Here is a 19,902-nt window from a genome sequence, read left to right as displayed (position 1 = left end):
CACCCGTCGGATCGCTATCTTCTGGGCTCGGTTCCGTATTGGTTGATTTGGGATTACCCTCAGGGGGCGTGAGCTTCTGTTTTCCCACTGGGTGCCACACCGGATCGGCGGACCGTTGAGCCGCCTTCCGTCCATTCAAACTGACTGACGGTCGGAATCAATAGACGCTTGCTCCACTCCCGGCAGATGGAATTTTGTCTCGAAACCCGGCAAGCAGGTTATCGCTGGCCTTTACCAGCAGGCCGACATCGCTACCCACCGCAACGAAGGAAAACCCCATCTCGATATAGCGGGTTGCCAGGGTCTGATCGGCCATCAAGATGCCGGCTGCCTTGCGCGCTGCCCGGATGGTGGTCAGGCTCTCCGCGATCACCGCCTGCACCTCTGGATGGCCGGGCCTGCCGCGATGCCCCAAGGCCGCCGACAGGTCGGCGGGGCCGATGAAGACCCCGTCCACGCCCGGCGTGCCGGCGATGGCTTTCAGATTCTCCACGCCCAGAGCCGTTTCCACCTGCACCAGCAGGCAGATCTGTGCATCCGCATCGGCCAGATAGGCGGCGGTGCGGTTATAGGCCGAGGCCCGGACGATGCCGCTTCCCACGCCGCGCATGCCGTCGGGCGGATAGCGGCAGGCGCGGACCAGCGCAGCCGCCTGTTCGGCTGTTTCCACCATGGGCACCAGCAGGGTCTGAAAGCCGATATCCAGATATTGCTTGATGATCCGCGTCTCTCCCGCGGGCACGCGGCCGACCGGGTGCGTAGCCGGAAAGGCGGCGACGGCCTGCAATTGCGCCAGCAGCGACGGGATATCGTTGGGTCCGTGTTCGCCGTCCAGCAGCAGCCAGTCGAACCCGGCCCCGGCGCAAAGCTCCGCCGTCACCGGGCTGGCCAGCGCCTGCCACAAGCCCAGCTGCAGGCGGCTTTCGGCCAGGGCCTGCTTGAATCGGTTGGATGCCACGCCGCCCATCACACGAACCTTATTGCGACATTGCCCAGCGGGCCGTAATCGATATGGAATGTGTCGCCGGCCCGGGCCGGGATGGGGGTGGTGAAGGAACCGCCCAGGATCACCTGGCCCGGTTCCAGCGCCACGCCATGGGCGTGCAGCTTGTTCGCCAGCCAGGCCGGGCCGTTCAGCGGGTTGTTCAGCACGGCCACCGCCACGCCCGACTCCTCCACCACCCCGTTGCGGTAAAGCGCGGCCGACACGCGCGACAGGTCCACATCCATGGGCCGCACGGCGCGCCCGCCCAGAACCACCCCGGCATTGGCGGCATTGTCGGAAATGGTGTCGAACACCTTGCGCGTGACCTTGGTGTCCGGGTCCACCTGCTGGATACGGGCATCGATGATCTCGATCGCCGGCACGACATAATCGGTGGCGGCGATCACGTCGAAGATGGTGCAGTCAGGGCCTTGCAGCTGGTCCTTCAGGATGAAGGCCAGTTCCACCTCCACCCTGGGCACGATGAAACGCGACAGGGGAATATCGGTGCCGTCGCCAAAGAACATATCATCCAGCAGCACGCCGTAATCCGGTTCCGTGATGTTGGACGACCGTTGCATCGCCTTGGATGTCAGGCCGATCTTGTGTCCCCTGACCTTGCGGCCCGACGCCAGTTTCTGGTCCACCCAGGCTTTCTGGATGGCGTAGGCGTCGTCGATCGTGATGCCGGGATGATCCAGCGAGAATTGCCGGACCTGTACGCCGGTACGTTCCGCGACGTCCAGGCGGGCGGCCAGTTCCTTGATCAGGTGCTTGTCGAGCATGGTGTGCATCACCCCAGTCCGCCGATGCAGACATATTTGATGGATTGATAGTCATCCAGCCCGTGGGACGACCCCTCGCGGCCGTACCCGGACTGCTTGATGCCGCCAAACGGGGCGGATTCGGTGGAGATGCTGCCATCATTGATGCCGACCATGCCGACATCCAGGTGGCTGGCCAGACGCCAGATGCGTTTATGGTCCGATGTGCAGGCATAGGCGGCGAGCCCGTAGGGTGTGGCGTTGGCCCGCGCGATGGCCTCATCCTCCGTCGCGAAGCGCTGTATGGCGACGACCGGGCCGAAAATCTCCTCGCAGGACAGGGCCATGCCGTCGGCCACGCCGGTCAGCAGCGTTGGCTGGAAAAAGAAACCCGCACGGTCGATGCGGGCGCCGCCGGCCAGAACCGTGGCCCCCTTGGCCACGGCATCGGCGACCAGCCGTTCCACCTTGTCCAGCGCCCGGTCATTGATCAGGGGGCCGATATCGGCATGACCATCGGTCGCAGCACCGACTGTCTGGGCCTTTACTGCGGCTTGCAGGCGGGCGACGAAGGCATCGTGGATGCCGGCCTGCACCATGACCCGGTTGGCAGCGATACAGGCCTGGCCGCCATTGCGGAACTTGGCCTGCATCAGCGCCCTGATCGCGATATCCATGTCGGCATCGTCAAACACGATGAAGGGCGCATCGCCGCCCAGTTCCATGGAAACCCGCTTCAGCGTCTGCGCCGATCCGCGCGCCAGCAGGCGGCCCACGGGGGTGGAGCCGGTGAAGGACAGCTTCCGCACCCGGTCATCGGCCAGCCAGGCATCGGACACTTCCGGCGTGCGGGCGCGCGACGCGGGGACCAGGTTGAGCGCACCTGCGGGCAGCCCCGCCTCCTCCGCCAGCACGGCCAGCGCCAGCGCCGACAGAGGCGTGTCCTCTGCCGGTTTGCCCACGATGGTGCAGCCGGCGGCCAGCGCCGGAGCCATCTTGCGGGTGATCATGGCCATGGGGAAATTCCAGGGCGTGATGACCGCAACCACGCCCACCGGCTCCTTCACCGTCAGCATGCGGCGGTCACCCATGGGCGGGGCCAGCACTTCGCCCTCGGCCCGCTTGATCTCCTCCGCGAACCACTCGACATAAGAGGCGCCGTAACCGATCTCGCCGCGGGCTTCGACCAGCGGCTTGCCCATCTCCCAGGACAGGATTTTCGCCAGATCGTCGCGGTGCTTCACGATCAGGTCGAACCAGCGGCGCAGGATGGCGGAACGCTGACGCACCGTCGTGAAGCGCCAGGTGTCGAAACAGCGGGCGGCGGCGTCCACGGCCTGGCGTGCCAGATCGGCGCTGCCTTCCGCCACCGTGGCGATGACCTCACCACTGGCGGGATCGATCACGTCGAAGGTCCCGGCACCGTCCAGCCAGCGCCCATCGATATAGGCCCCCCTGCGCAGCAGGTCGGGGCGGTCCAGGGCCAGCAGGCCCATGGGCAATCCGGTCATGGTCAATCCCTTTTGAAACGGGCATGGATATTGTTCTTCTTGAAGGAGCCGGCTTCGTCCGCCTCCTCCACATACAGCGCCAGGGCCAGATAACGGCGGGCATAGAGATCAGCGAAATGATCCTCCACCAGCCTGAAAACCGCGCAGAAGAAACTCTTCTTGAAGTCCTCCGGCCGGCCGGGCCCGATCTTGACCGTCAGGTTGACGAAGGCGTCGTCTTCGCGTCCGTCGGCCACGACATATTCGCTGAGCCGGATGGCGCGCACCCGCACGCCGCCGGGGGGGAATACCCCGCCGCTGTCACACAGTTTTGCCGCAACCTTGCGCAACAGGCCCGGAATGTCGCCTTCAGCCACCAGATTGTCGGTATATTCGACGATGCAGTGGGGCATGTCAGATGTCCTGGATGTCCATGATGCCCACGGTGCAGCCCACGGCGAATTGCGGGATGGGGGCGTAGAACTGCACATCGCCCTTTCCGCCGGTACAGGCGGCCAGGGCGATGAAGGTCCGGATCTCGAACCCGCCCTGGCCGCCGTCGCGATAGGTTTCGGCGTCGGTATAGCGGGTCAGCGCCGCACGGTCGTTGCGTGACCAGCGGTCCAGGAACTCCCGGTCCCAAGCTTCATTGATCTTGCCGCTGTCCGGCGTGGCCGGCCAGTGGGAGATGCCGCCCGTGCCGATGACGGCGATGCGTTCCGGCACCGCATCGCAGGCCCGGCGCAGCGCTTCACCGAAAGCCCAGGTCCGGTGCAGCGGCGTTAGCGGCGGCCCCTGGCAATTGATGTTGGCCGGAATGATCTTCAGATCATAGCGCGGGGTGAGGAAATGCAGTGGCACGGAAATGCCGTGGTCGAATTTCCATTCCTCCGCGAAGGCCACGTCCACATCCTGCATCACGCGGGTGATGATGCGGCGCGACAGGTCGGCGTCGCCGGGAATGCGGCTGTTGCGCTGGATGCGCAGCCATTTCTCATCCTCGATCGGGCCTTCGTAATGGTCGGCCATGCCGATGGCATAGGCCGGCATGTTGTTCATGAAGAAATTGGCGAAATGTTCCGCCGCGACGACGACCAGCGCGTCGGGCTTCGCCGCCTCCAGCTGTTCGCGCATCCGGTCCAGCGCGGCGAAGAAGGCTTCGCGCTTCACGGGATCGGCGGTTTCCGGCCGGGCGGTGATGCCTGGTCCATGACTGGTCACGCCTGCGAAGACAAGGCTCATAATCCGGCCACCTTCTCGTCAACGGATGTGGTCATGGCATAGACGCCGGCCCGCACGGGGCCGTATCGCCGCGTCCCCTCGCGCATCGCTTCCAGATAGTCGGCCCAGGGCAGGCCGCAGAAGGCGGCGAAATGCATGAGGATCTGTCCGTTGACGCCCAGCACATAGAGCAGGCCGATATCGCGTGACAGCATGGCCCCGCGTTCCTCCGCATCCAGATCGAAACGGTCCAGGATGGGGACGGGTTCGGCCTGGAACGCGCCCTGCAATGCCGGCTCACGGTTCAGGGTATAGAGCAGTTTCTGCAATGCGTAGAGGCTCAATGGTTCCTCCCTGTTTATGCGCGGCGCCGCCGTCACACGCCCCATTTCGGGATGTGGTGCGAGCCCATGGAGATGCAGACATTCTTGACCTCGCAGAAGGTTTCGAAGCTGTATTCGCCGCCTTCGCGGGCCACGCCCGAATCCTTGACGCCGCCAAAGGGCTGACGCAGGTCGCGGACATTCTGGCTGTTGATGAAGACCATGCCCGACTGGATGCCGTTCGCCAGCCGGTGCGCCTTGCCGATATCCTGGGTCCAGATGTAGGAGGCTAGGCCATAGCGCACGTCATTGGCCAGCCGCAGCCCCTCTGCCTCGTCCTTGAACGGGATCAGGCAGACGGCGGGGCCGAAAATCTCCTCCTGCGCGATGCGCATATTGTTGTCGACATTAGCAAAAACGGTTGGCTGGATGAAATTGCCGCTCCGCACGCGGTCGGGCAGGCCGTCAGGACGGCCCGTGCCGCCGGCCACGATCGTCGCCCCCTCACGTTCGGCCAGATCGATATAGCCCGTGACCTTCTCCCAATGCTGGCGGGTGATCATGGCACCGACCTGGGTCGTCTCGTCGCGCGGGTCGCCGACGCGGATGCGCTTGGCGCGCGCGGCAAACTCGGCCACGAATTTGTCGTAGATCGTTTCCTGGATGAAGATGCGCGACCCCGCCGTGCAACGCTCGCCGTTCAGCGAGAAGATGGTGAACAGGGCGGCATCCAGGGCCCGGCCGACATCGGCATCGTCGAAGATCAGCACCGGCGACTTGCCGCCCAGTTCCAGCGACAGCTTCTTCATCCCCGCGATCTGGGCGATGTGATAGCCGGTGGTGGTTCCGCCCGTGAAGGAGATGGTGCGCACGTCCTTGTGCCTCACCAGCGCCTCGCCGGCGGTACGGCCATAGCCGTGGACAAGGTTGAACACGCCCTTGGGCACGCCGGCTTCCAGCAGGATCTGGCCCAGCCGGTCGGCGGTGAGCGGCGACAGCTCGCTCATCTTCATCACCGCCGTGTTGCCCAGTGCCAGACAGGGCGCCGTCTTCCAGGTCGCCGTCATGAACGGCACGTTCCAGGGGGAGATCAGGCCACAGACACCCACAGGCTGATACAGGGTATAATTCAGCATCTGGTCGTCGACGGGATAGCAGCGCCCGTCCATCCGGGTCGCCACCTCGGCGAAGAAATGGAAATTGTCGGCGGCGCGCGGGATCAGCTGATGACCCGTCTGGTGGATCGGCAGGCCGGTATCGTCGGTCTCCAATGCCGCCAGCTCGGCGACGTTGGCACTGATCAGGTCGCCGACGCGGCGCATGATGTGGGCGCGTTCCTTGGCGGGCGTGCCGGCCCATTTCGGGAAAGCCGCCTTGGCAGCTTCCACGGCCCGGGCGATTTCGGCCTCGCCGCCGGCCGCAACCTCGGCCAGAACTTCCTGGGATGCCGGGCTGACGGTTTCGAAACGGTCGGCGCTGTCGACGGACATGCCGTCGATCAGGTGCTTGATGATGGTCATGGGGCGTTGTTCCCGTTGGCAGGGATATTGAAGGCCACGTCATCGGCCAGGATGTTGGTGAGCGCGCCAATCCCGTCGATCTCCGTCGAAACGGTGTCGCCGGGGTTCAGATAGACCACGCCGTGCGGCGTGCCCGTCAGGATCAGGTCGCCGGGGCTGAGCGTCATGAAGGCGCTGAGATATTCGATGAGGCAGGGAATATCGAACACCATGTCGGCGGTCGTGCCCTTCTGCACCTCCCGGCCATTGACCAGGGTGCGCAAGGTCAGGTTCATCGGGTCCGCGATATCGTCGCGATCGACCATCCAGGGGCCCAGCGGCGTGCAGCCGTCGCGATTTTTCACCCGCAGGTTCGGACGATAGTAATTTTCCAGATATTCGCGGATCGCGTAGTCGTTGGCGATCGTGTAGCCGGCGATGTGCTCATAGGCGTCGGCGCGGCTGACCTTGCGCGCCGTGCGGCCGATCACGACGGCCAGTTCGCATTCATAGTGCATCTGGCTGGCGTCGGCGGGGCGGCGGGTGGTGCCCTTGTGACCCAGCAGACTGTTCGGTCCCTTCAGGAAGACCAGCGGTTCGTCGGGCGCCTTGAAGGCCAGTTCCGCCGCATGGTCGGCATAGTTCAGGCCCAGGGCGAAGATGGTGCCGGGGATGACGGGTGGCAGCCAGACGACCTCGGCCTCCGCCACGCGGCGGCCATCGGCCAGGGTCAGGGTCTGGCCATCGTTGCAAACGGTTGCCCGGTGGATGCCGCCGGACCAGGCGATGCGCGCGTGCCGCATCAGATGTCTCCTTCCAGCGTGACGGTCAGGGCGCCGATGCCATCGATGCGGGCCGTCACACGGTCCCCGGCACCGGCCCGCGCCGGGGCAGGGTCCAGCCCGACCAGCAGCAGGTCGCCTTCCGCCAGGGTCATGAATTCCGTGATATCGGCGATCAGGGTGGCCAGCGGCCGCACCAGATCGACCGTGGACCAGCGCGCGGCCGGCGCGCCATTCACGGATACGGTGATGTCCAGGGCATCCGGGTCCGTGATGGCGGCCGCCGGCACCACAAGCGGCCCGACAGGCAGGAACCCGTCGCGGCAGCGCTGGCGGATGGCAGGGCGATAGTAGCTCTCATGGGGCTCACAGATGTCGATGGCCACCGCATAGCCGGCGACATGGTCCAATGCCCGCGCGGCGGGCACGCGGGTCGCGGCGGCGCCGATCAGGACGGCCAGGGTCGCGTTGACCTCCAGCGCCGGTACACCGGCCGGCACGCAAACGCGGCCGCCGTCGCGGTTCAGCGTGTTGCGCGGCTTGATATAGAGCACGGGTGCGCTGGGCGGCGCCTTGTAGGGGGGCGCGGACAGGCTTGCGCCCAGCCGCGCCAGTTCCGTGCGCGTGTTCAGCACCAGCCCGTAGACCGTGCCGCCGTGCGGCAGGGGGAACGGTTCGTTGGTCACCTGTCATTCTCCCGACATGCTTATGTCTGGATCATTTATTTAACATGTGAAATAAGTCAACTCCTTATCATGCTAAATATCTGCGCGACATTCCTGCCCGGCGCGGGCAGAATGGGGCGCAAGGAAAAAAGGGGAGGGAAAACATGGGGTTGGACCCGGAGACGCCGGCGGCGGCGACGGAGGATGGACCGCCGGCCGTGATGCGGCCCTATACGCAGTCCTTGCCGCTGGCCCTGCTGCGGGCGCGGGAAAGCGTCATGGCGCGGCTGCGCCCGGTTCTGCGCGACCATGATGTCACCGAACAGCAATGGCGTGCCCTGCGCACGCTGGCCGAGGTGGGGGAGGTGGAGGTGACGGTGCTGGCCGGCCTGATCTGCCTGCTGCCTTCCTCCCTGTCCCGCATCCTGCGCGATCTGGCGGCGCGCGGCCTGATCCGGCGCCGGACATCGGAAGAGGATATGCGCCGTGGCCTGGTCAGCATCCTGCCGGCGGGGCTGGACCTGATCCGGCATGTTTCGCCCAAGGCGGCCAGCGCCAACATCGCCATCGAGGTGCAGTTCGGCGCGGCGCGTCTGGCGGCGCTGAAGACGGAACTGAACGCGCTCTGCGATATCCTGGGCGGAGGAGAGATAGGGGAGGAGTGAGCAGGCTTTCCCGTGCGACGGGGGGACGGAAGGCGACAATCCCACCGGTGCTCAATCCACCGAATCTGGTCGCAACACCGCCAGCAGGCTTTCCAGCCGGGCGTTCAGTTCACGCACCTGATCGCGGTCCAGCCGACGGTCCAGGTCGGCATAGATCGGGTCGAAGCAGGGCAGGACCTTGTCGATCTGGGCCTGCCCGGCTGCCGTCAGGCTGTGGAAGGCGCGCCGCGCGTCCTTGGGATCGGGGTGCCGTTCGATCAGGCCCCGCTCCGTCAGGTCGCGCAGGATGCGCGACAGGCTGGGGCCCAGCAGGAACGAACGCCGCGAGAGCTCCGAAATATCCATTTCAGGATGTTTCTGGATCAGCTGAAGGATGCGCCATTGCGGGTCCGTCAGGTCATTCTCCAGGAAGACGGACCGGAAATGGGCGGAGAATGCCTCACGCGTGCGGTGAAGAAGCACGGGCAGGCGGCGCAGTTCGGCATTCACATAGTCGGGCTGTTGCGGCACGGGTGCTTCCACCTGCATGTATGGCGATCCTGATCGAGACTATGGCCTGACATGCCGTCCGGCAATGCCGGCGTGGATGACATGGGGCCGTGATGAAAATGATATTAACCGAAAAAACCAGCTTGCGGGAGGAAATTTAACACGTTAAGTTATTTCCGTGAGCCGATGACCATGGCGCCGGCGCTGTCCGGGCGCCAACCGGCCCCCTAATCCCCCGAACATGATGGATGTCCCCGGAAATGGAACTTCTCATCCGGTCGATCACCTGGGAGGCCGAAGGCATCTGTTCCTTCGAACTGGTCGCCCCCCAGGGTGTGACGCTGCCGGAACATGCGGCGGGTGCGTATGTCGACCTGCACCTGCCGGGCGGCCTGATCCGGCAATATTCGCTGACCAGCGCCTGGGACGGCCGCCGCCTGGTGGTGGCCGTGGGGCGCGACCGGACCAGCCGTGGCGGTTCCCGCTGGCTGCACGATGTGGCGCGGCCCGGTATGCGTGTGCAGGTGTCAGCCCCGCGCAACAGCTTCCCGCTCCATGAGGACGCGCCCTTCACCGCTTTGTTCGCCGGCGGTATCGGCATCACGCCCATCCTGGCGATGGCGCGTCGGCTGACCCTGCTGGGCCGGCGCTGGTCACTGTTCTATGCGGTGCGCGACCGGTCCGTGGCCGCCTTCGCCGATGAGTTACGGGCGATGGGCGGGGAGGTCCGGCTGCATGTGGACGCGGAAGCGGGCGGCCCGCCCGACATCGCCGCCGCCGTCGCCGCCGTGCCGTCCGGCGCGCATCTTTATTGCTGCGGCCCGGAGCCGATGATCCGGGCGTTCCAGGACGCCACGGCGGACAGGCCGGCGGACCATGTGCATGTCGAACATTTCGGCGCCGTGGCACCGCGCGCCGATGACGGGGCGCTGATGGTGGAGCTTTCGCGGACCGGCCGCAGCATCAGGGTCGGCGCGGATGAGACGATCCTGGACGCCGTGCTGGCGGCCGGGATCAGCGTGCCGGCCTCCTGTCGCAATGGTGTCTGCGGCACCTGCGAGACAAGGGTGCTGGCTGGCGAGCCCGACCATCGCGACCTGATCCTCAGCGATGCGGAGAAGGCGGCCGGCCGGACCATGATGATCTGCTGCTCCCGTGCCAGGGGACAGCGCCTGACGCTCGATCTTTGAAGGCAGAAAAATGACGCAACGAACAGGGGAAACAAAAACGGCCTATGGCCGGCCAGCCCCCACCTTCTTCGAGGAACTGACCCGTGTCGGGCCCGGCACCCCCATGGGTGAATTGCTGCGCCGTTATTGGCATCCGGTCGGACTGGCCAGTGATGCGAACGAGACGCCGCGCCAGATACGGGTGCTGGGCGAGGATCTGATCCTGTTCCGCGACGGGGCGGGGCGGCCGGGCCTGGTACATCCGCGCTGCGCCCATCGCGGTGCCTCGCTCTATTACGGGCGGGTGGAACGGGAAGGCATCCGCTGCTGCTATCATGGCTGGCTGTTCGCGGTTGACGGGACCTGTGTGGAGCAGCCATGCGAGCCGGACCAGGGTGCCGCTACCTGTGGCAAGGTTCGCCAGCCGCATTACCCGTTACAGGAACGCTATGGCCTGATCTTCGCCTATATGGGTCCGCCGGATAAGCAGCCGATGCTGCCGCGCTACGACGTGCTGGAGAATATGGAGGAGGGCGAATTCATCGAGGCCGACGCCAATTCCATCGGCAGCGGCGGCCCGGTCATCGTGCCCTGCAACTGGCTGCAGCATTTCGAGAATGTGATGGACCCGTTCCACGTGCCCATCCTGCACGGGTCGTTCAGCGGCAACCAGTTCATCGCAAAAATGGCCCTGATGCCGCGCGTGACGTTCGAATATACCGAACGCGGTGTGCGGTCGGTGCAGCTGCGCGACCTGGAGAACGGCACCCATCGCCGCATCACCGAGGCTGTGCTCCCGACGGTGCGCGCCGTGGCCAGCCCGCGCGCAGAAAAGGATGGTCCGGCCACGCTGCTCGGCTGGGTCCTGCCCATTGATGACACGCATTTCCGCATCTATTCCGCCGGCCGGGTGACGGAGGCGGGCGCGCTTTCCAAGATACGCTCCCATTTCAACGGCAAGCTCTGGCATGAGCTGACCGAGGAGGAACACCAGAAGTTCCCCGGCGATTATGAGGCGCATGTCAGCCAGGGTGACATCACCTTCCATTCGGAGGAGAACCTCACCTCCACCGACCAGGGCATTGCCATGCTGCGCCGCGTCTATCGCCGGCAACTGGCGGCGATGGCAGCCGGCGGCGACCCGATGGGCGTCGCTTTCGACCCTGACAAGGAATTGGTGCGGCTGGATGCCGGCAGCGCCGTGATCGCAAAGGCGGACTGACCATGGTGACGATGAAAGACAAGGATACGACGGCGCTGGCCCATGTCGCGGCAATCCCGCCCTATCCGCCGGGCCGGCCCATTTCGGCCGTGGCACGGGAATTCGGCCTGGACCCGGCCCGCATCGTGAAGCTGGCGTCGAACGAAAACCCGATGGGCTGTTCGCCCAAGGCGCTGGAAGCCATTCTGGAAACGGCGAGGCTGACCCATCAGTATCCGGATTTCGATTGTCATGAACTGCGCGAGCTGCTGGCGGTTGAAAATGGGGTGGAGACGGGGTGGGTGCTGCCGGGTGCCGGTTCCAGCGACCTGATCCTGCAGGCCGCGCGCGGCTGGTTGGGGGCGGGGCGCAATGCCGTCATCCCGCAATATTCCTTCGCTTCCTATGAAAGCGGGGCGGCGGCGCAAGGGGCATCGGTGATCACGGTTCCGGCCAGGGGCTGGGATCATGATATGGACGCGTTGGTGGATGCGGTGACACCGGAAACGGGCGTGCTGTTCCTGGCCACGCCCAACAATCCCATCGGCACGGCGGTGGCGCCAGCGGCGCTGGAAGCCTTCCTGGCCGCCGTGCCGGACCATGTGCTGGTTGTGCTGGACGAGGCCTACCGGGAGTTCCTGCCGGCCGCCGACCGGCCGGACCTGGGGCGGCTGATCGCCATCCGCCGCAACCTGTTGGTCCTGCGTACCTTCTCCAAAATCCACGGTCTGGCGGCCCTGCGCGTCGGCTACGGCATCGCGCATCCGTCCATCATCTCCATCCTGAAGCGATTGCAGCTGCCGTTCGCCGTATCGACGGCGGGGCAGATGGCGGCCATGGCCTCCTTGCGCGACCGGCGTTTCACGCAGAGCTATGAAGAGCTGAACCGGGCCGAGAATGCGCGCCTGTCCAAGGCGTTCGCGGATGGCGGCTTCGACCATGTGCCGTCCAGGGCTAATTTCATCCTGTTCCATGTCGGTGACGGGCCGGGGACGGCGCAGGCGCTGATGCGCCGCGGCATCATCACCCGTCCGGTGGCCAATTACGGGCTGAAAACCTGGCTGCGCGTGTCCATCGGTCTGGTGGAAGAGAACGATATCTTCCTAGCCCACTTGCGCGAACTGCTGCCGGAGGGTTCCCGCGCGCCGTGATGGTGCTGCCCCACCTTCGTATGTGAAGGGTGGGACGACCGTGTGGAACCTTAACCAATAAAACAATTCCGCCCTGTTACAAATTGGAGCTGGCGCGGAAGATATTTAACGAGTTAAATTCTATCAAAAGCGCCCCGGCACGACCGGCGCGCCGAAACAGGAGTGACGGGTATGTCTATCACCGGGGGCCAGGCTCTCGTGGGGCAGTTGCGCCGTGAAGGGGTCGATACCGTTTTCGGGATACCGGGGGTGCAGCTCGACTGGGCGGTGGACGCCCTGTGCGAGGCGGCCGACCATATCCGCTTCATTGTGCCGCGTCATGAGCAGGCGACATCCTATATGGCCGACGGCTATGCGCGGACCACGGGCCGCGAGGGTGTGTGCATGATGGTGCCGGGGCCGGGCATGCTGAATGCGCTGGCCGGTCTGTCCACGGCCTGGGCCTGCAATTCGCGGGTCCTGTTCATTTCTGGCCAGATCCCGTTGCCGACCATCGGCAAGGGCTATGGCATGCTGCATGAGATCGCCGACCAGTCCGGCATCCTGAAGTCGCTGACCAAGTGGCATGGGATCGCCCGCCGGCCGGAAGATATTCCGGCCCTGGTCCATCAGGCATTCGTGGAGTTGCGGTCGGGTCGGCCCCGTCCGGTGGCATTGGAATTTCCGCCCGACGTGCTGCAGGCCAAGGTCGACAAGGTTGAGTTTTTCGACGCCGCGCCTTTTGCGCCGACGCCAGTCGATGCCGGTCTGGCGGCCCAGGCGGCGGATCTTCTGGCGGGCGCCCGCTTCCCCGTTATCCATGCCGGCGGTGGCGCCACGGCCGGCGATGCTGCAGAAGCGCTGCGGGCGCTGGCGGAGAAGCTGCAGGCCCCCGTCGTGATGACGGAGGGCGGGCGTGGCGTCCTGCCGGCCAAACATCCACTGGCCCTGTCCACGCTGGGCGGGCGCTGCGTGTTTGCACATGCCGATGTGGTGCTGGTGGCGGGCAGCCGCTTCCTGGATGCGATGGCCCGGCCCACCCATGCCGCCCCCGGATGCCGCTTCATCTATCTGAATGTGGACCCCGCCGACATGGGGGCGCCGCGCCAGCCGGGCCTGGCCATTGAGGGCGACATCCGCCTGGGGCTGGAAGCCATCGGCGCGGCGCTGGTTGATCTCCAGCGCCCGTCGCGCGGCGGCGACATCGCCAAGGTCAAATCCTGGGAAGCCGGACAGACGCAGGCCATCAAGCCGCAATCCGACTATGCCGACGTGCTGCGCACCCATATTGCCGATGACGCCACCCTGGTCAGCGAGCTGACCCAGGTCGGCTATTTCTCCTCCATCGCCTATCCAGTGTACAAGCCGCGCACCTTCGTGACACCGGGTTACCAGGGCACACTGGGTTACGGCTTCCCCACCGCGCTGGGCGTCGCGGTGGGTGCGCCCGACAAGCGCACCTTGTCGATCACGGGCGATGGCGGCTTCGGCTGGGGGCTCAACGATCTGGCGACGGCGGCCAAGTATAATCTGAACCTGACCATTGTGGTGTTCGCCGATAACCGGTTCGGCAATGTCCAGCGTATCCAGCGCCGTACCTTCGGCCGGGAATTCGCGGTGGAACTGACCAATCCGGACTATCAGCTGCTGGGCAAGGCCTTCGGTATCCGCACCGCCCAGGTGCGCAGCCCGGCCGAACTGGCCGGCGCCCTGGAAGCCGCCAGCAAGGCCGGCGGTCCTGCCCTGATCGAGGTGCAGGTGGGCGAAATGCCCAGCCCCTGGGCCCTGATCCATTCGTTTGTGCCGCCGGTGACACCGCCGCCGCCAAACCCCCTGGCCGCGCCGAAGGAGGGCTGACGCATGGGTGTGAATGCCGACCCGACCACCGGCAGCAGCAACAGCAGCAGGAGCTGGTATCCCTGGTACGTCACCGGGGTGCTGATGGTAGCCTATGTCCTGTCCTTTCTGGACCGGCAGATCCTGTACCTAATGGTCGAGCCCATCAAGGCGGACCTGGCGATCAGCGATTTCCAGTTCGCGCTGCTGACCGGCGGTGCGTTCGGCATCTTCTATACGCTGATGGGCCTGCCCATCGGCTGGATGGCCGATCGGTACAGCCGCAAGAACCTGATCGCGGTCGGCATCACGCTGTGGAGCCTGATGACGGCGCTGTGCGGTCTGGCCAATTCCTATGCCCATTTGTTCCTGGCCCGCATCGGGGTGGGGGTGGGGGAGGCGACCCTGTCGCCGTCGGCCTATTCCATGCTGTCGGACAGTTTCGACAAGAAACGCCTGCCGCGTGCCATGAGCATCTATACGTTCGGCCTGTTCATCGGCGCCGGGCTGGCCATGATCATCGGTGGGGAGGTGATCGCCGCCGTGAAGGCCCATCCGGACCTGGAACTGCCGCTGATCGGCGCCATGCGGTCCTGGCACATGGTGTTCATCGTCGTGGGCCTGCCGGGCCTCATGGTTGCGCTCTGGGTATCCACGCTGAAGGAGCCGGCGCGTACCGGCATGGTGAGGCAGGCGCCCCGGGTCGCCGGCCGTTTCCCTTTTGCCGATGTCTTCGCCTTCATCGGTGCCAACAGGCTGATGTCGTTGTCGCTGTTCATCGGTCCGGCCTTCTTCTCCGTCCTGGCCTATTCCGACAGCTGGTATCCGGAGCTGTTCATCCGCGTCTGGGGCTGGAATGTGGAGGAGTCGGGTCGCATCAATGGTGCCTCTTCCCTGATCGCTGGGCCGCTGGGCCTGCTGTTCGCGGGCTGGATGTCCAGCCGCATGCTGGCGGCGGGCCGTGCCGATGCCTGTCTGCGGCTGACGGCCTATGGTGCGCTGGGCATCATGATCCCGGCTATCGCCATGCCGCTGATGCCGACAGCGGCGTCCATGGCCTTCATGCTGTTTCCATTCAAATTCTTCATCGGCTTCACGCCGGTGCTGATCCCGTCCGCCATCCAGATGGTGGCGCCTAATCATCTGCGTGCCCAGCTGGGTGCCGTGTTCCTGTTCGCCGTGGGCATCATCGGCGTCAGCATGGGGCCGATCCTGCCGGCCTTCCTGTCGGATTTCGTCTTCTCCGGCGACCGGGCATTGCCGCATGCCCTGGCCACGGCGGCGGCCGTGATCGGCCCGGTGACCTTCGTCCTGCTATGGCTGGGCATGAAGCAGTATCGCCAACGTTATCAGGAAATGACCCTGGCGGAGAGCCGCCAATGACCCCCGTTCTTCAGCCAAGGGATATTGCCATGCGTTTGAAAGCCGCCACCTTCTGCGCCACCCTGAGCCTGACGACCATGCTGGCCGTTTCACCCGTCCTGGCACAGAAACCGGCGGAGCCGTCGGCCGCGGAGGCCATGACCGGCCGCGCCACGGCGGAGGAACGGGCTGTCGTCACCGCGCACAGGACGGACCTGAACGGCAAGACCATCGCCTATAAGGCGACAGCCGGCACGTTGACCATCCTCAGCCATGAGGGCGACCCCAAAGGCAGCATGTTCTATGTCGCCTACACGGTCGACCAGCCCAAGGGCGCCGCGCCGCGCCCCGTTACCTTCCTGTTCAACGGCGGTCCGGGATCGGCCAGCCATTGGCTGAATATCGGCGGCATCGGCCCCGTGCAGGCCGTGACCCGCGCGCCGGAAGCCACGGGCCCCGCGCCCTATATCATGCGCAACAGCCCCGGCAGCATCCTGGACAAGACCGACCTGGTCTTCATCGATGCTGTCGGCACCGGCTATTCCCGCTCCATCGGCAACACCCCCGACACTTATTTCTGGGGCACCGAACAGGATATGGACAGTTTCGCCCGTTTTATCACCCGCTATGTCACGGTGAATGAACGGTGGGGATCGCCCAAATATCTGTTCGGCGAAAGCTATGGCACGACGCGGGCCGCCGGTCTGGTCTATCGCCTGCAGAACCAGGGCATGCAGTTCAACGGCGTCATCCTGCTGTCGCTGGTCGTGAATGGCGATGGCGGGGCGGACAATGACTATGCCGTGCTGGTGCCGACCTATGCCGCGACGGCCTGGTACCACAACCGTCTTCAGAACCGCCCCGCCAGCCTTGAAACCTTCATGAAGGAGGTGCGGGAATTCGCGCGCGGTCCCTATACGCTGGCGCTGGGTCGCGGCCACAATATCGATCCGGCCGAAAAGCAGGCGGTGGCCGAGCAGTTGAGCCGGTATATCGGCCTGCCGGTCGATTATCTGCTGAGCCGCAACCTGCGTGTCGAGCTTGAGGCCTATCGCCGCGAGCTGTTGCGCGACGATGCGAAGATCACCGGCCGCTTCGACAGCCGCTTCACCGCACCCCATGCCTATGGTGCCATGAGCGGAACCTTCGATCCCGCCACCGACGATCCGGCCACCGCCGGTGTGTCCTCCGCCTATCTGTCGACCTATCGCGATCATCTCAGCCGTGACCTGGGCTACAGGACGCCCATGAATTTCCGTTCGCTGAACAACATGGAGGTGGCGGGGGCGTGGGACCACAAGCACCGCGCGCCGGGCAACCGCCTGCGCACCTCTCCCAACGTGGCGCTGGATCTGGCGGCGGCCATGCGGTCCAACCCGCAGCTGAAGGTTCTGGCCATGAGTGGCTATTACGATATGAGCACGCCGTTCTTCTCCGGAGAGTACGGGCTGGATCATATGCTGCTTGAACCGCAACTGGTGCCGAACGTGTCGTATAAATTGTATGAATCCGGTCACATGGCATTTAATGATCAGAAGGTACTGTTAAAAATGAAGAGTGATCTTGATAATTTTTATGATCATACCTTGAGTGATCGCCCCTGATCGTTAAAATACATTATTATTTTCCCCATGGTGTGCCGGATTATTGACCGGCACGCCTTTTTTTATTCACCGTCCAAAACAAATTAACTTGACAAGTATCTCGCTCATCGAAAATATATAACATGTGAAATAACGCACGGCCCCACCGGGGACGCGCGGGGAGACAGGGAAATAAGGAGGGGTAAGATGTCCCGTATATGTTTCAGGAGCGGTCTGCTGGTGTCGGCGGTCGCGGCCACCGCCTTCTCGGGCGCGGTGTCGGCCCAGGACACGGTGACCACCAGCGATGGCGAGCGCGTGGTGCTGGAGGAGATCATCGTCACGGCCACGCGCCAAGCGGTGTCAATCAACCGCACACCCCTGTCCATCATGGCCATGACCCAGGAAAGCCTGGACCGCCAGGGCGTGCAGGATGCCGCCGATCTGGCCCGCATGGTGCCCGGTCTGTCGGTCAGCAACCTGGGCTCCAATACCGGCGTGCAATCCATCGCCATCCGTGGCGTCTCGCCGTCGACGGGTGCCGCGACCACGGGCGTCTATCTGGACGACAGCCCGATGACCAAGCGCGGCGGTCCGGCCGGTAGCGGCACGCCGATTCCGCTGCTGTTCGATCTGGAACGCGTGGAGGTGCTGCGCGGGCCCCAGGGCACGCTCTATGGCGGCGGTTCCCAGGGCGGCACGGTCCGTTTCATCACGCCGGAACCCAGCCTGAACGAATATAGCGGTCATTCGAAGGTCGGCCTGTCCCACACCAAGGAGGGTGACTGGTCCTATGAAGGGGGTGCCGCCGTCGGTGGTCCGATCGTGGAAGACAAGATCGGCTTCCGCGCCAGCGCCATGGCCCGTCACACCGGCGGCTATATCGACTATGTTGATCGGCATTCCGCCAAGACCATCGACAAGGATGCCAACTCGTCCGACGCCTATTCGGCGCGTCTGGCCGTGGCCGTCGCAGTGACGGAAGACACGCTGATCACCCCGTCCGTCTACTGGTCCCGGCAGGAGACGAAGCAGGAAGATTATTACTGGCGCAATGTGGAGCAGTTCACGGCGCCGGCCCGCCCGAACAATCCGGCCCGTACTTATGGCCCCTACAATTTCTATGGCAAGTACCGCTCCGGCGACACCTGCAATATCGGTGACAATTACGCCAGCACCATCCCCGCCTGCATGCCCAATGTCGGGGTGAAGAACGAACTGTTCATGCCGTCGATCAAGGCCGAGACCTCTTTTGATGAGGTCAAGGTGATGGGCATCGTCAGCTATATTGATGACCGCAGCAAGGGCAACCTGAACTTCTCCTATCAGGAGCCGCAGAACCACCAGGCCGGTGCCCCCTTCGTGGCGACCATGCCGCTCTATGAAAGCTATCCATCCTACAACAACAACCGCACCGGATACACGGCGGAACTGCGTTTCTCGTCCGACTATGACAGTGACAGCCGCTGGAACTGGGTGGGTGGCATCTATTATTCCAACATGACCATCAAGGCGCTGACCGAATACCGGGCCAACGTGGCGGACCTGACCCAGGCCATCTACGGTCTGCCGCCGCAGGCGATCTTCGGTATTCCGCTGCTGCCCGGCAATCTGGAATATTACCGCGATCATGACATGACGGATAACGAGATCGCCGCCTATGGCGAGGTCACTTTCAGTGTGACCGACAGCCTGAAGCTGATCAGCGGTCTTCGCCTGTCGCGCACGCATCTGGACTATTTCCAGGAAACCGCCGGCCCCATTTCCGGCATCGCGGTGCCCACCGCCGCCAATGGCGGCCTGATCACCGGTCAGATCATCGAGACTCCGGTGTCGCCCAAGGTTGGGTTCCAGTACCTGATCGATGACGTCAATTCCGTCTTCGGTACCGTTTCCAGCGGTTATCGCGTGGGCGGCGTCAACCAGATCCCGCCGGCCCGCTGCGCCACCGACCTGACCACGCTGGGCATCACCGGCACCCCGGCCACGTATGATTCTGACAAGGTCTGGAACTACGAACTGGGCGCCAAGGTCAATTTCTTCGGCGTACAGGTGAATTCCAGCGTCTATCGCCTGGAATGGAATGACACGCAGACCAATTACGGCCTGCCGACCTGTGGCTTCACCTACACGATCAATGCGGGCAAGGCCGTCAGCCAGGGGCTTGACCTGGATGCACGCGCCAATCTGGGCGGCGGCTTCACCGCTAATTTGGCGCTGGGCTATGCCGATGCTGAATACAAGAAGGGTGTCGTCGGCCCGGCCCCGGTCAATGCTGTTTACCTGAAGGCGGGCGATCCGCTGCCGATCCCGGACTGGAAGGTCAGCCTGGGCCTGCAGTACGAGTTCGACCTGGCCGGCAACGAGGGTTATGTCCGCGCCGATTACCAGTATGCGTCCAGCTACTGGGCCGGCGTGAAGTACGGTTCCGTCGGCTATTCACCGGACGTGGCGGGCGAGATGGAAGCCACCAACTTCGTCTCCATCCGCGGCGGCTACAGCCTGACGGAAAGCCTGGAACTGGGCTTCTTCGTCGACAATCTGCTGAACTCCGACGATGTGCTGGCCGTCCACAATTCCAACGGCCGGTCCGGCTGCGTTGCGGCGTCGGGTCCGTCCTGTTCCCAGTACCGGCAGTACAACCCCATCTATCGTGAGGTGACCTTCCGTCCCCGCACGATGGGCGTCACCGCTGCCTACCGGTTCTGATCGGGTAAAGCGACAGCCCGGCGTCACCC

Annotated in this window: 18 protein-coding genes; 8 read left to right on the top strand and 10 right to left on the bottom strand. The window is 64.5% G+C overall.

Annotated features, from left to right (window positions below):
• Positions 1-157 precede the first annotated feature (157 nt).
• The 9 genes from AC1Q7F_RS30745 to AC1Q7F_RS30705 are packed head-to-tail and all read right to left on the bottom strand — an operon-like array spanning position 158 to position 7,750.
• Entirely contained in the window at positions 158-958 is an 801-nt protein-coding gene (locus AC1Q7F_RS30745) for an aldolase/citrate lyase family protein (RefSeq protein WP_492512363.1), read from the bottom strand.
• 8 nt (positions 959-966) lie between these two features.
• Positions 967-1,779: a 2-oxo-hept-4-ene-1,7-dioate hydratase gene (gene hpaH, locus AC1Q7F_RS30740; RefSeq protein ID WP_492512362.1), complete on the bottom strand. Its 813-nt coding sequence runs from the start codon at positions 1,777-1,779 to the stop codon at positions 967-969.
• Positions 1,779-3,260 carry an NAD-dependent succinate-semialdehyde dehydrogenase gene (locus AC1Q7F_RS30735; RefSeq protein WP_492512361.1) on the bottom strand — a complete coding sequence of 494 codons (1,482 nt, stop codon included), beginning with the start codon at positions 3,258-3,260 and terminating at the stop codon, positions 1,779-1,781. The genes hpaH and AC1Q7F_RS30735 overlap by 1 nt, the downstream gene beginning before the upstream one ends.
• A 2-nt stretch (positions 3,261-3,262) precedes the next feature.
• Positions 3,263-3,652: a 5-carboxymethyl-2-hydroxymuconate Delta-isomerase gene (locus tag AC1Q7F_RS30730; protein ID WP_492512360.1), complete on the bottom strand. Its 390-nt coding sequence runs from the start codon at positions 3,650-3,652 to the stop codon at positions 3,263-3,265.
• 1 nt (position 3,653) lies between these two features.
• Positions 3,654-4,481, bottom strand: coding sequence for a DODA-type extradiol aromatic ring-opening family dioxygenase (locus AC1Q7F_RS30725; protein WP_492512359.1), 828 nt, complete (start codon positions 4,479-4,481; stop codon positions 3,654-3,656).
• Complete coding sequence (locus AC1Q7F_RS30720; protein WP_492512358.1) at positions 4,478-4,804, bottom strand: hypothetical protein; 327 nt, start codon at positions 4,802-4,804, stop codon at positions 4,478-4,480. The genes AC1Q7F_RS30725 and AC1Q7F_RS30720 overlap by 4 nt, the downstream gene beginning before the upstream one ends.
• Before the next feature lie 32 nt (positions 4,805-4,836).
• Positions 4,837-6,303 carry a 5-carboxymethyl-2-hydroxymuconate semialdehyde dehydrogenase gene (hpaE, locus tag AC1Q7F_RS30715; RefSeq protein WP_492512357.1) on the bottom strand — a complete coding sequence of 489 codons (1,467 nt, stop codon included), beginning with the start codon at positions 6,301-6,303 and terminating at the stop codon, positions 4,837-4,839.
• Positions 6,300-7,085 (bottom strand): fumarylacetoacetate hydrolase family protein, encoded by a 786-nt coding sequence (locus AC1Q7F_RS30710; protein ID WP_492512356.1) that lies wholly within the window; start codon positions 7,083-7,085, stop codon positions 6,300-6,302. The genes hpaE and AC1Q7F_RS30710 overlap by 4 nt, the downstream gene beginning before the upstream one ends.
• Complete coding sequence (locus tag AC1Q7F_RS30705) at positions 7,085-7,750, bottom strand: fumarylacetoacetate hydrolase family protein (protein ID WP_492512355.1); 666 nt, start codon at positions 7,748-7,750, stop codon at positions 7,085-7,087. Before AC1Q7F_RS30705 ends, AC1Q7F_RS30710 begins: the two co-directional genes overlap by 1 nt.
• A 143-nt stretch (positions 7,751-7,893) precedes the next feature.
• On the opposite strand from AC1Q7F_RS30705, the gene hpaR reads away from it, so the two are divergent.
• A complete protein-coding gene (gene hpaR / locus AC1Q7F_RS30700; protein ID WP_492512354.1) occupies positions 7,894-8,394 on the top strand; it encodes a homoprotocatechuate degradation operon regulator HpaR in 501 nt (166 codons plus the stop codon).
• A 51-nt stretch (positions 8,395-8,445) separates the two neighbouring features.
• Here the strand turns inward: hpaR and AC1Q7F_RS30695 are convergent, their stop codons facing one another.
• Positions 8,446-8,922, bottom strand: a complete 477-nt coding sequence (locus AC1Q7F_RS30695; RefSeq protein ID WP_492512353.1) for a MarR family transcriptional regulator — start codon at positions 8,920-8,922, stop codon at positions 8,446-8,448.
• A gap of 221 nt (positions 8,923-9,143) precedes the next feature.
• Between AC1Q7F_RS30695 and AC1Q7F_RS30690 the strand changes: the two genes are divergently transcribed.
• From AC1Q7F_RS30690 to AC1Q7F_RS30660, 7 genes are all read left to right on the top strand, one after another.
• Entirely contained in the window at positions 9,144-10,073 is a 930-nt protein-coding gene (locus tag AC1Q7F_RS30690) for a PDR/VanB family oxidoreductase (RefSeq protein WP_492512352.1), read from the top strand.
• Between the two features lie 10 nt (positions 10,074-10,083).
• Positions 10,084-11,274, top strand: a complete 1,191-nt coding sequence (locus tag AC1Q7F_RS30685; RefSeq protein WP_492512351.1) for a Rieske 2Fe-2S domain-containing protein — start codon at positions 10,084-10,086, stop codon at positions 11,272-11,274.
• Positions 11,275-11,276: 2 nt separating this feature from the next.
• Complete coding sequence (gene hisC / locus AC1Q7F_RS30680) at positions 11,277-12,404, top strand: histidinol-phosphate transaminase (RefSeq protein WP_492512350.1); 1,128 nt, start codon at positions 11,277-11,279, stop codon at positions 12,402-12,404.
• Positions 12,405-12,575: 171 nt separating this feature from the next.
• Positions 12,576-14,240 (top strand): thiamine pyrophosphate-dependent enzyme, encoded by a 1,665-nt coding sequence (locus tag AC1Q7F_RS30675; protein ID WP_492512349.1) that lies wholly within the window; start codon positions 12,576-12,578, stop codon positions 14,238-14,240.
• Positions 14,241-14,243: 3 nt separating this feature from the next.
• Entirely contained in the window at positions 14,244-15,602 is a 1,359-nt protein-coding gene (locus AC1Q7F_RS30670; protein ID WP_492512348.1) for an MFS transporter, read from the top strand.
• 29 nt (positions 15,603-15,631) lie between these two features.
• Complete coding sequence (locus AC1Q7F_RS30665; protein ID WP_492512347.1) at positions 15,632-17,185, top strand: S10 family peptidase; 1,554 nt, start codon at positions 15,632-15,634, stop codon at positions 17,183-17,185.
• Positions 17,186-17,371: 186 nt separating this feature from the next.
• Positions 17,372-19,873 (top strand): TonB-dependent receptor, encoded by a 2,502-nt coding sequence (locus tag AC1Q7F_RS30660; protein WP_492512346.1) that lies wholly within the window; start codon positions 17,372-17,374, stop codon positions 19,871-19,873.
• Positions 19,874-19,902: the final 29 nt, after the last annotated feature.

The sequence above is a fragment of the Niveispirillum sp. GW835-FHT14G11 genome, assembly GCF_058793615.1.
The sequence above is the reverse complement of the archived record's forward strand: the minus strand, read 5'-3'. Positions and strand labels throughout refer to the sequence as shown.